Origin of the sequence: Caballeronia eucalypticola, assembly GCF_047608185.1 — a bacterium.
Taxonomy (GTDB): Bacteria; Pseudomonadota; Gammaproteobacteria; order Burkholderiales; family Burkholderiaceae; genus Caballeronia.
The window spans coordinates 164,845-177,081 of the sequence record NZ_JBLKRU010000005.1; the positions used below are offsets into that span (position 1 = coordinate 164,845).

Annotated in this window: 10 protein-coding genes; 9 read left to right on the top strand and 1 reads right to left on the bottom strand. The window is 61.8% G+C overall.

Annotated elements, in window-relative coordinates:
• Window positions 1-10 precede the first annotated feature (10 nt).
• The 8 genes from ACMX25_RS08625 (at window position 11) to ACMX25_RS08660 (ending at window position 10,342) form a co-directional block, all read left to right on the top strand.
• Window positions 11-1,477 carry a UbiD family decarboxylase gene (locus ACMX25_RS08625; protein WP_414949264.1) on the top strand — a complete coding sequence of 489 codons (1,467 nt, stop codon included), beginning with the start codon at window positions 11-13 and terminating at the stop codon, window positions 1,475-1,477.
• Window positions 1,477-2,100 (top strand): UbiX family flavin prenyltransferase, encoded by a 624-nt coding sequence (locus ACMX25_RS08630; RefSeq protein WP_414949265.1) that lies wholly within the window; start codon window positions 1,477-1,479, stop codon window positions 2,098-2,100. Before ACMX25_RS08625 ends, ACMX25_RS08630 begins: the two co-directional genes overlap by 1 nt.
• Window positions 2,097-5,156, top strand: a complete 3,060-nt coding sequence (locus ACMX25_RS08635; RefSeq protein WP_414949267.1) for a xanthine dehydrogenase family protein molybdopterin-binding subunit — start codon at window positions 2,097-2,099, stop codon at window positions 5,154-5,156. Before ACMX25_RS08630 ends, ACMX25_RS08635 begins: the two co-directional genes overlap by 4 nt.
• Entirely contained in the window at window positions 5,153-5,968 is an 816-nt protein-coding gene (locus ACMX25_RS08640; RefSeq protein ID WP_414949269.1) for an FAD binding domain-containing protein, read from the top strand. The genes ACMX25_RS08635 and ACMX25_RS08640 overlap by 4 nt, the downstream gene beginning before the upstream one ends.
• Window positions 5,965-6,498, top strand: coding sequence for a (2Fe-2S)-binding protein (locus ACMX25_RS08645; RefSeq protein WP_414949271.1), 534 nt, complete (start codon window positions 5,965-5,967; stop codon window positions 6,496-6,498). The genes ACMX25_RS08640 and ACMX25_RS08645 overlap by 4 nt, the downstream gene beginning before the upstream one ends.
• Window positions 6,491-8,041: an AMP-binding protein gene (locus ACMX25_RS08650; protein WP_414949272.1), complete on the top strand. Its 1,551-nt coding sequence runs from the start codon at window positions 6,491-6,493 to the stop codon at window positions 8,039-8,041. The genes ACMX25_RS08645 and ACMX25_RS08650 overlap by 8 nt, the downstream gene beginning before the upstream one ends.
• Before the next feature lie 3 nt (window positions 8,042-8,044).
• Entirely contained in the window at window positions 8,045-8,851 is an 807-nt protein-coding gene (locus tag ACMX25_RS08655) for an enoyl-CoA hydratase/isomerase family protein (RefSeq protein ID WP_414949273.1), read from the top strand.
• 117 nt (window positions 8,852-8,968) lie between these two features.
• Window positions 8,969-10,342, top strand: a complete 1,374-nt coding sequence (locus ACMX25_RS08660) for an MFS transporter (protein WP_414949274.1) — start codon at window positions 8,969-8,971, stop codon at window positions 10,340-10,342.
• 23 nt (window positions 10,343-10,365) lie between these two features.
• On the opposite strand, the gene ACMX25_RS08665 is transcribed toward ACMX25_RS08660, so the two are convergent.
• Window positions 10,366-11,277 carry a LysR family transcriptional regulator gene (locus tag ACMX25_RS08665; protein WP_414949276.1) on the bottom strand — a complete coding sequence of 304 codons (912 nt, stop codon included), beginning with the start codon at window positions 11,275-11,277 and terminating at the stop codon, window positions 10,366-10,368.
• A gap of 173 nt (window positions 11,278-11,450) precedes the next feature.
• Between ACMX25_RS08665 and ACMX25_RS08670 the strand changes: the two genes are divergently transcribed.
• On the top strand, window positions 11,451-12,134 hold the full coding sequence (locus ACMX25_RS08670) for a dihydrofolate reductase family protein (protein WP_414949277.1): 684 nt from the start codon (window positions 11,451-11,453) through the stop codon (window positions 12,132-12,134).
• Window positions 12,135-12,237 lie beyond the last annotated feature (103 nt).

The window sequence follows — 12,237 nt, forward strand, 5'->3', positions numbered from 1 at the left end:
GGAGACGCAGATGAATCGACGTGACGCCGCGACGAACGGCCCCGCAACGACCCCCTTTGACACATTGTCGCTGCGTGGCTGGCTCGCGCACCTTTCCGCCACCGGACGCGTTGCGACTATCGCTAAACCGGTCGCGCTGAAACATGAGCTCGCGGCCGTGGCGAAGCGGCTCGACGGCAAGCAGGCAGCAATATTCCTCGCGCCGGGTGGACATGACATGCCGGTGGTCAGCGGCTTCATGTCCAGGCGCGCATGGATTGCCGAGGCCATGGGCGTAGCGGAGAAAGACCTGTTGCAGCGTTTCCGCGATGCGGCAGATCATCCCCTGCCATGGAAAGAAGTGCGCGCCGGCGAAGCCGCATGCCAGCAGGTCGTGCATACCAGCGGAATCGACCTTCACGCGTTGCTGCCGATCCCCACTCATAGCGAGCACGACAACGGTCCGTATATCACCGCAGGTCTTGTGATTGCGCGCAATCCGCGTACAGGCGTGCAGAACGTTTCGATCAACCGTATCCAGGTGCACGCTCGCGATCGCATGGCGATCTTGCTGCTGCCGCGCCATCTTCATGCGTTCCAGAAGACCGCGGAAGCTGCGGGCGATGCGCTCGATATTGCGATTGCTATCGGTGTCGATCCCCTGACCATGCTCGCGTCCCAGGCCATTTCGCCCATTGATTTCGATGAGCTGGAGATCGCCGGCGCACTGCACGGCGCGCCGCTGCCTGTCGTTAAATGCGTGACAAACGAGGTGCGCGTGCCGGCGTTCGCGGAGATCGTGATCGAGGGCCGCATCCTGCCCGACGTGCGCGAAGCGGAAGGCCCGTTCGGCGAATTTCCGAAGTACTACAGCGCACAGGAAGCACGCGAAGTGATCGAGGTGACGGCGGTCACGCATCGGCGGAAACCGGTTTATCACACCATCGTGCCGGCAGAAATGGAACACTTGCTGCTCGGCGGCATTCCGCGCGAGGCGACGCTTTTATCGCACCTTCAACGCAGTCATCCCGGCGTGACCGACGTGCATCTTTCAGTCGGCGGCGTATGCCGATACCACCTGTGGGTGCAGTTCGCGAAGAAGCGCGAGGGCGAGGCGAAGAACGTGATCCTGTGTGCATTCGGCGCGCATTACGACATCAAGCAAGTCGTGGTGGTGGACACCGACGTCGACATCCATGATCCCGCCGAAATCGAATGGGCGATCGCCACGCGTTTCCAGGCGGACCGCGATCTTGTGTTAATCGAAGGCGCGCAAGGCTCGCCGCTGGATCCATCGACAACCGTTGGTCATCCTGACGATGCCCCTCCGCATCTGCAGGGCATCAGCGCGAAGATGGGTCTGGATGCCACGCGGCCGGTGGCCTATTCGGGCCACGTGTTCACCCGCGTGCGGATTCCCGGCTACGACGCGGTCGATCTCGACACATTGGTCGCGCCCGATAACGCCGGCTTCGATACCTACCTGAGCGAGAGTTGATGAGCGCCGACCAAAAGCCGCGTCTGGTTGTCGGCATCTCGGGAGCGAGCGGCGCAGTCATTGGCGTGCGTCTGCTTGCTGCGCTGCGCCGGATGGGTACGCACGAGACGCATCTGATCGTGTCGGCATCGGGTGCGGTGACAGCCGCGCAGGAACTCGGCATCACGCGCCAGGATCTCGATGCGATGGCTGACGTCGTGCATAACGTCCGCGATATTGGCGCGTCGATTGCGAGCGGTTCCTTCGTCACCGCAGGCATGGTCGTGGCTCCCTGCTCGATGAAAACACTGGCTGCGGTGGCGAATGGATTTGCCGACAACCTGCTCGCGCGCGCGGCCGACGTGATGCTGAAAGAGCGCCGCCGCCTGGTGCTGGTGGCGCGCGAAACGCCGCTCAATCTGGCGCACTTGCGCAACATGACCATGGCGACTGAAATGGGCGCGATCGTGATGCCGCCGGTGCCGGCGTTCTACGCGCATCCGAAAACCATCGAAGACGTTGTTGACCATACCGTCGGACGCATTCTCGATCTGTTCGGCATTGAGCATCGGGAAATAGCCCGGCGATGGAGCGGTCTTGCCGATGAGTTCGGTGCACGGCACACCGAAGGAGCGGACGAATGAACCAGCGCGAACAGACCGGCTTTGCCGGTGTCGACGCGCGAGCGTCAGAGGCGCTCGACACAGCGCACGAGGCGCAAAACGCGCCGAAGCCGAAGAACACTTACGTCGGGAAGTCGCTCGAACGTTTTGAAGACCCCGCCATCCTGACTGGCCGCGGGCGATATGGCGACGACCTTGCGATCAAGCCGGGCACGCTGCACGCGGCCGTGCTGCGCTCGCCGCACGCCCATGCCGAACTGGTTTCCATCGATACTACCGCGGCGCTTGCATGTGAAGGCGTTCGAGCAGTGCTGACGCGTGACGATCTCGCCGCGTGGTCACGTCCGTTCGTGGTCGGGGTGAAGTCGAAGATGGAACAGTGGGCGCTCGCGACCGAGCGTGTGCGCTACGTAGGCGAACCCGTTGCAGTGGTGATGGCCGAATCGCGTGCGCTGGCCGAGGACGCGCTCGACCTGATCAAGGTGGAATACAAGACGCTCGACCCGGTGACATCGATAGAAGGCGCGCTTAAAAGTGACGCCGCGGTGCTGCATCCGAACGTCGACACCAACGTGATCAGCGACCGAAGTTTCCGGTATGGCGAGCCCGAAACGGCATTCAGGAACGCGCCACATCGCGTGACACTTGAAGCGCACTATCCGCGCAATACCTGCGCGCCGATCGAATGTGCCGTGGTAATCGCCGAGTATCTTTCCGGCGACGAAGGGTATGACGTCACCTCCAATTTCATGGGGCCGTTCTCGCTGCACGCAGTGATGGCGCTCGCGCTGAACGTTCCGGCCAACCGCTTGCGTCACAAGGCGCCGCGCGATTCGGGCGGCAGCTTCGGTGTGAAGCAGGCCGTATTTCCCTACGTCGTGCTGATGTGCCTGGCATCGCGCAAGGCGAACGCACCGGTCAAATACGTGGAAGACCGGCTCGAGCACCTGAGCGCGGCGACCTCCGCTACGGCGCGGCTGACCACGCTCGAAGCAGCCGTGGAAAACGATGGCCGGATCACCGCGCTCAACTATGACCAGATCGAGGATTGCGGCGGGTATCTGCGCGCGCCGGAGCCTGCCACGTTTTATCGCATGCACGGCTGTTTAACGGGCGCGTACGCCATTCCCGCGCTGCTGGTGCGGAACAGGGTTGTCCTGACCAACAAGACGCCTACGGGCCTCGTACGCGGTTTCGGCGGGCCGCAGGTTTATTTCGCGCTCGAGCGCCTGATGCAACGTATTGCGATCGAGTTGAAGCTTGACGTGCTGGACGTGTACCGGCGCAATTTTGTTCCCGCCAATGCCTTCCCTTATCGCGCGGCGGCGGGCGCATTGCTGGACTCGGGCAACTATCAGGAAGCATTGAAACGCTCGCTCGCCGAGGGTGGATACGACGAGCTCAAGGCGCGCCGCGACGCTGCGCGCAAGGAAGGCCGTTTGTATGGCATCGGCTTTGCGGCGATTGTCGAGCCGTCGATATCGAACATGGGGTACATCACGACGGTGATGCCTGCCGAAGCCCGCAAGAAGGCAGGACCGAAGAGCGGTGCTATTGCGAGCGCGACGGTCAGCGTCGACCTGCTTGGCGGCGTGGTGGTGACGGTGGCGTCGACACCGGCGGGGCAAGGACACATGACCGTTTGCGCGCAAGTCGTGGCGGATGTGCTCGGACTCGCGCCGCACGAGATCGTGGTGAACGTGGAGTTCGATACGCACAAGGATGCGTGGTCGGTGGCGTCGGGAAACTATTCGAGCCGCTTTGCAGGGGCCGTCGCGGGCACGGTGCATCTCGCGGCCATGCGCGTGCGCGACAAGCTGGCGCGCATTGTTTCATCGCAGCTTGCGTGCAAGCCCGATGACATCCGTTTTGAAGGCGGACGCATCTATAAAGCAGGCGATGAAACGCATGCAATGCCCTTTGGCCGCGTCGCGAGCAATGCACCGCATTGGGCGCCTGCATTGCTACCCGAAGGCGAAGAGCCGGGTCTGCGCGAGACGGTGTTCTGGACGCCGGAAAACATGGATGCGCCTGATGAGCAGGACCGCATCAATACATCGGCGGCGTATGGTTTTGCCTTCGATATGTGCGGTGTTGAAGTGGACCGTGCAACGGGGCGCGTGCGGATCGACCGCTATGTCACCGCGCACGATGCCGGCACGTTGCTGAACCCCGCACTCGCCGATGGCCAGATCCGCGGCGCGTTCGCGCAGGGGCTCGGTGCGGCGCTGATGGAAGAGTTTCGTTATGGTGCCGACGGTAGCTTCCAGTCGGGCACATTGGCCGATTACCTGATGCCGACGACCTGCGAAGTGCCTGATCCTATGATCATTCACCTGGAGACGCCATCGCCGTTTACGCCGCTGGGCGCTAAGGGCTTGGGCGAAGGCAACAACATGAGCACGCCGCCTTGCATTGCAAATGCAGTGGCGGACGCGCTCGGTGTCGATGACATTCGTTTGCCCCTGACGCCTTCGAAGGTGATGGCGCTGGTGGGTATAGAGGATCCCGAACCTTCGCGGCCCGAGTTCCGGGAGACGCAGCAAAAGAAGCCGGTGTTGCCCGGCGGCAAGGCGTTGACCGCGCAAGGCAGCGTGGGTCTCGCGGCATCGCCGGAAGCGATCTTCGCGGTGCTGCTCGATCCCAACGCGCTCGCCAAGGTGATCCCGGGTTGTCACGCGCTTGAAGCGAATGGCGAGAATTCTTATCGCGCCGATGTGACCGTGGGCGTGGGCATGATCAAGGCGCGTTTCGAAGCGCAGATCACGCTGTCCGACCTCGATCCGCCGCATCGATTGCGGCTCGCCGGGGCGGGCATGTCGTCGCTTGGCAGCGCGCGTGGCAATGGCCTCGTGGAACTCACGCCCGTTGGTACTGGCACGCGGCTCACCTATGACTACGAAGCGCAGGTCTCGGGCAAGGTTGCAGCCGTGGGCGGACGGATGCTTGAAGGCGCGGCGAAGGTCGTGTTGCGTCAACTGTTTGAATCACTGGGACGTCAGGCAGCAGGGAAGCCCGTAAAAAGCGGCGGTTCGTGGCTAGGCCGGCTCGTTGCACGTTTTAGGAGAACGCCATGAAGCCGGCGCCATTCGATTACCTGCGCGCCTTTTCCACGCACGACGCGCTCGAAGCGCTCGCGCAAACCGGTGAAGAGGCCCGCATTCTTGCAGGCGGCCAGTCCCTGATGGCCGTGCTGAACATGCGGCTTGCGCAACCGCGGGTGCTGATCGATATCTCTCGCACGGAGGAACTCGATCGCGTGAGCATCGACCGTGATTCTCTTGTCGTGAACGCGGCGGCTACTCAGGGCAGCGTGGAGTGGCGTCCGACGCTTCAGGACGAAGTGCCCTTGCTTGCGCTCGTGTTCCCGCACATTTCGCATTTTCAGATTCGCAATCGCGGCACCGTGTGCGGGTCCATCGCGCATGCCGACCCGAGCGCTGAGCTGCCGCTGGTGCTTTCGGTGCTCGGCGGCGACGTGATGCTGCGATCGAGGAAACGCAAGCGCGCGCTCAAGGCAGAGGACTTTTTCCAGGGCATGTTGATGACCGCGCGCGAGCCCGATGAACTGGTTGAAGGCGTGCGGTTTCCGCTGAAGCGGGCCGGCGAGCGATACGCGTTTACCGAATTTTCTTCCCGTCACGGCGACTTCGCAATGGTCGCGTGCGCCACCGTGGTCACCGACACATCGATCAGGATCGCCGTAGGCGGCGTGGCGGACCGGCCAGTGGTCGAGCAATGGCCAAGGCTGCATGGCGACGACTTGCGTGGCGCGCTGAACGATTTGAGCTGGAAGCTGAACGCGCAGGATGACACCCATGTCAGCGCAACGTATAGACGCCATCTGGTGAGGCAACTCGGATGGCGCGTAATAGAGGAGGCGAAGTGAGCAAGACATCATCCACCACGCTTGCGCGCGGCGAGCGCCAGCGTATCACCGTGACACTCAACGGACGAGAACGTACGGGCTATTGCGAATCACGCGACCTGTTGTCCGATTTCGTGCGTCATGAACTGGGCGCGACCGGAACCCACGTCGGCTGCGAACACGGCGTGTGCGGTGCGTGCACCGTGCAGGTGGACGGCGTGGCGGCCCGTTCGTGCCTGATGCTCGCGGTGCAGGCCGAGGGACGCCGCGTTGACACGGTCGAAGGTCTCGCGCCTGATCAGACGCTAGGCGATCTGCAACGTGCCTTCCAGCGTCATCACGCATTGCAGTGCGGCTTCTGCACGGCCGGCATCCTGATGTCGTGCGCGGACTATCTCAAGCGCGTGCCGGACCCGACGGAAATGCAGGTGCGCGAGATGCTGTCAGGCCATCTGTGCCGATGTACAGGCTATACGCCGATCGTGGCGGCAGTGCTTGATGTAGCGGCATTACGTAAAAAGAACAGCGAGAAGGAGCCCGAACATGCTTGATCTCGGCCGGACCTTTTTGCAAAGCGTCGAACGCAGCCCGAACACGCTCGCCCTCGTGGATGGCGACGTGCAGCTGACTTACGTCAAGTGGCACGACATCATTGCCAAGGCTGCTGGTGGTCTGCGCGAGCTGGGTCTCGTACGCGGCGACCGCTTGCTCGTCGTGCTGCAAAACCGCTGGGAAATGGCGACGTTGCATTGGGCTTGCCAGTTCGCCGGCATTGTCATGACGCCGTTGAACTGGCGCGCGAAGCCTGACGAACTCGACTACTGCGTGACCGATGCGGGCGCGAAAGCGATCGTATTCGAACCGGTTTCCGCAGATGCAGTCGATGCAAGCGAGGCGGCGCAGAAGATACCGCGTATCGCGCTGGACGATGCACGCGGCACGACATCATTTGACGCGTTGCTGAACGCACGTGCAGTGAACATCACGACAGAAGCCACGGCCGACGACCTGTCGCTGATCCTCTATACCTCCGGGACGACGGGCAAGGCGAAGGGCGTGCCGCGCCGTCACCGGCATGAGCGCGCCGCGGCGCTTGCACACGTCGCACAGAACCTGTACCGCTACGGTGAACGCACGCTGGGCGTCATGCCGCTTTATCACACCATGGGCGTGCGCTCGCTGCTCGCCATGGCGCTGGTCGATGGCCTGTTCGTGTGCGCGCGGCGCTGGAACGCACCCCATGCGCTGGAGTCGATCGGCACGTTCGAGCTCACCTGCCTGTATCTCGTGCCCACGCTTTACCACGATCTGCTGGCCGCACCGGGCTTTGCGAAAGCAAGCACGGGTTCGGTGACAAAGCTCGGCTTCGCGGGTGCGCCCATGAGTGATGGCTTGCTCAAGCGTTTGTCGGCCGCATTCAAGCCCGAACTGTTCGTGAATCACTATGGCTCTTCCGAGGTCTACACGTTCAGCATCGACCAGGACGCCACGCGCAAACCCGGCAGCGCCGGCCGGGCCGGCATCAACACGCGGCTGCGCGTGGTGACGCTGGACGCAGCATCGCCGAACGATTTTGCGGCCGTGCACGAGGAAGGCCAGATCATTGCGGACCTGCTCGGCGACGAGGCATTCGAAGGTTACTGGAATCGTCCGGACGCGAATGCGAAGTCCTTGCGCGACGGCTGGTACTTCACCGGCGACACCGGTTTCTTCGACCAGGACGGTGACCTCTTCGTGAGCGGCCGCGTAGACGACATGATCATCAGCGGCGGAGAAAACATCTCGCCTGTCGATATTGAATCGGTGTTGTCGCTGCATCCGGCCGTGGACGAAGTGGCGGTCGCGGGCGTGAAAGACGAGCGCTGGGGACAGCGTGTAGTGGCATTCATCAAGCGCCGTGATTACGTTGAAGCCCACGCGCTCGACGCCTGGTGCCGCGAGTCGGACCTCGTGAATTTCAAGCGTCCGCGCGACTATGTTTTCGTCGATGAGATTCCGAAGTCGCCTGTCGGCAAGATCCTCCGCCGCAAATTATCTGCCGGTGAATATGACATCGACACCACGAATAACCCCATAGAAACAACGAAGGAGTAACCGATGACTGACTTGACCCATCGCGGCCAGACGCTGTTGCAGGACCTTGACGGCTTTTCGATTGAAGTCGATGAGAAACGCGAGCGCGCCGACATTATTTTGCATCGTCCGCCGCTCAACGTCATTTCGATGCACGCACGCGACCAGTTGCGCGCCGCGTTCGAAGCGCTCGACGAAGACGACCGCGTGCGCGTGATCGTCGTGCGCGCCATCGGCGAGCATTTTTCGAGCGGCGGCGACATCAAGGGCTTCCTTGAAGCATCGCCGGAACATGTGTCGAAACTGGCGTGGAATATTGCGGCGCCCGCTCGCTGCTCGAAGCCGGTGATCGCCGCGAATCGCGGCTTTTGCTTTGGGGTGGGCTTCGAGTTGTCGCTCGCTTGCGACTTCCGCATTGCAACCGATACAACCTTCTACGCTCTGCCGGAGCAGAAGCTCGGACAGATCCCTGGCTCGGGCGGCTCGGCGCGCCTGCAGCAGATGGTGGGCATTGGCAGGACCAAGGACATTGTGATGCGCTCGCGCCGGATCCCCGGCAAGCAGGCGTACGAATGGGGCATCGCGGTGGAGAGCGTAGCGGATTCGCAGCTTGAAGCCACGACCGATGCACTCGTCGATGAACTGCGTGCGTTCTCGCCGCTCGCGCAACGCACGGCGAAGAAGCTGCTCAACGACACGGAAGATGCGCCGCTCTCGATTGCTATCGAACTGGAAGGGCACAGCTATAGCCGGCTGCGTACATCGGACGATTTCCGTGAAGGCGTGGAAGCGTTCCACGGCAAACGCAAGCCGGTGTTTCGCGGTAGCTGAGATGAACACGCGAATGGTGCGCCGGCACTTAAATACCAACGAGAGCACGACATCTCGACGTGCCAAAAAACACGGCGTCATTCAACAGAATGCGCCGCGACCTTCAAGGAGATGACAATGTCCGTAGCAGCACAGGAAAGCGCCGCCGCGCCCGAAGTAAACACGCGACAGGTGATGGGCGCAGTCGTCGCCTCATGCCTGGGCTGGGCACTCGATCTATTTGATCTGTTTGTGCTTTTATACGTGGCTCCCGTGGTCGGCCGGCTGTTCTTTCCGTCCGAACATGCCATGCTTTCGCTGGCCGCGGTGTACGCGTCATTCGCGGTGACTCTGCTCATGCGTCCGCTTGGCTCCGCGTGGTTTGGGTCCTACGCGGACCGTCATGGCCGCAAGGGCGCGATGATTCTCGCCGTCGTTGGCGTGGGGATATCGACTGCGCTTTTCGGTGTCCTGCCTACCGTTGCACAGGTCGGACTGGTAGCGCCAATCCTGTTCCTCGCACTGCGTCTTGTGCAGGGCGTGTTCGTGGGCGGGGTGGTGGCGTCGACGCATACCATCGGCACTGAATCCGTCGCGCCGAAGTATCGCGGCGCGGTCTCCGGGTTGATTGGCGGTGGCGGCGCGGGACTGGGCGCGTTGCTCGCTTCCATCGTGTACCTGACCATGTCGTCGATCTTTCCGGGCGAACTCTTCGACGTGTGGGGCTGGCGGTGCATGTTCTTCACCGGCATCATCAGTTCGGTGCTTGGACTGTTCGTGTTCAATAGTCTCGAAGAGTCGCCGCTGTGGCAAAAGCTGGCGGCTGAGAAGGCCGCAAAGGCCGCCGCGCGCGACATGTCGGCGCCGGTGGAAATCATCCGGTCGCCAATTAAAACGCTGTTTTCGAGGGACTATCGCGGCATCTTGTTCGTCAACCTGCTGCTCACGATTGGTGGCGGCAGCGGTTATTACCTGACCTCGGGTTACCTGCCGACCTTCCTCAAGGTAGTGAGCCACGTGCCCAACGGCACGGCCGCCGGCATCCTGATGATCGCGAGCATCGGGGTGCTCGCGGCGTCGGTGGCGGCGGGGCACCTGAGCACGTTCATCGGACGCAAGAGCGCGTTTATCTGGCTCGGGCTGGTTCGCCTGGTCGCGCTGCCCGGTTTGTTCTTGCTGCTGCCCACCGCGCAGAGCATCACCATGATCGCCGTCTATGCGGTTGTGTTGAGCGCACTCGGCAGCGCGGGGTATGCGCCTATCCTGATCTTCCTGAACGAGCGTTTCCCCACCGCGATTCGCGCAACCGGAACGGGGCTGTCGTGGAATATAGGCTTCGCGATCGGCGGCATGATGCCGACCGCCGTCTCGCTGGTGGCGAAGGACCCGGGCGAGTTGCCGATGACGCTGGCGATCTTCGTCGGCGTGATCAGCGTGATCTTTCTCGTGGGCGCGTTCATCGTGCCGGAGACGCTGGGCAGGCTCGATAATCGGTCGGTGCAGCCAGGCTGATCTGCGCGATTTGTTCTTGAGATCTATGGCGGCGCAACGGTCGTGGTCACGCGGCGAATGTTGTCCGTGATGATTTCGATGAGCGCATTCGTCGCGGCGCCAATCGGCCGCTTCGGGTGGCTCACGCATACGATATGCCGCACGATCCCCGGCGATGCAATGCGATAAGCGTGCAGCAGGCCGTCGTCCACTTTCCGCTGGACGACAACGCGCGGCAAGATGGTCGCCACATTGCTCTGTTCAACGAACTGCACGATCGTATTCAGCAGATCGATTTCAAACTTCGGCTGGATCACTATGTCCGCGTTGAGAAGCGCAGCATCCAGCACGCCGCGCAAACCGTTGCGGCGGGTGGGCAGCACGAGCTCGAGATCGCCGAGTTCAGCCAGGTCGATGGCCTCGGGCATTGGCCGTCCGTGAATGACGCTGGTCACCAGCACCATCTCTTCATCGAGCAAGGAACGCGTGTCGAGCGAGAGACGTCCGCGCGGCTTGTTGATGACCGCGGCATCCAGGCGCCCGGCCTCGACCGCATCAATCAATTGCGCGCTGAAACCGTCGGCTACTGACACCTCCACTTGCGGAAACAGCGCGTCGAAGGTGGCGAGCGATTCGGGCAGCACGCTCTCTGCTTCCGACGACACCATGCCGAGCGCGACGCGCCCCGTAACAATTACGTCGCTGCGACTGAGTTGCTCGCGGGCGTGTTCAATATCGCGAATAATGGGTACGTATAGCCGATACATCAGCCGCGCGGCTTCGGTCGGCGTCATGCCATGCGGTCCACGCTCGAACAGCGGCTGGTGAAGCTCTGCCTCAAGCTTCGATATCTGCATGCTGAGCGCCGGCTGCACGATGTTGAGCCGCTTAGCCGCGCGCGTGACCGAGCCGTCCTCGAACAGCGCGATGAAATAGTGAATCTGCTTCAGGTCCATGAGCGGCAGCGCGTTTATCCGCGTGATCCAAAGGACGAATAAGACCACAAGCCTCAGGACGGCGCCAGCATGTTCTGGGCTTCAGGACGGCCGCGTCCCCCTCTTTCAGCTTGCGGCGCGGAACACTACTTGCTGCATTCTCCGCTTTCCCCCCAACACTCAAACCAACGCCCATGAAGCCCACTATTGTTTGCCACATGATGTCTTCCGTCGATGGCCGCAGTCTGACCGATGGCTGGCATCTCGACTTCGCGTCCGATCTCTACGAGAAAACAGCAGCGACTTTTGAAGCCGACGGCTGGATTTGCGGCCGCGTCACGATGCAGGAAATCGCGCACGGCGAGGGGTATCCGAAAGGCCTCGCAAAGCAGCCGATTCCTCGCACGAATCACTTCGCCCAACGCGGCGCGGATCAATACGCCATTTCCATTGACCCGAAGGGACTGGTTGAATGGAAATCGAAGACCGCATTGAAGTCGCATGTGGTCGAAGTGCTGACGGAGCAGGTCTCCGACGACTATCTCGCCTATCTTCAGTCAATTGACGTGTCGTACGTTTTCGGCGGCAAGACGGAGATCGATCTGGCTGAAGTGATCGATACGCTTGAACGCGAGCTGGGCGTGAAGAAGCTGATCGTAGAAGGCGGTTCGCACGTGAGCGGCGCGTTCGTGAATGCCGGTCTGGTCGATGAGGTGAGCGTGCTGATCATGCCACTGGTGGACGGCCGCAGTGAACATCCGTCGTCATTCGAAGTGCCGATGAACGCATGGAAAAACCCCGCATATCTGACCCTTGCGTCAGTTGAGCACGTCGAGCATGACGCGGTATGGCTTCGTTACGCACGCAAAACGAGTTGAAGACGACGGCAAGCGGCGAGATCCGGGATTACCCCTATCGTCGATAGTGGATTGCTTGTATATCGGTTTTATACGAAATATAATTCGTCTCATCGCGATTCTA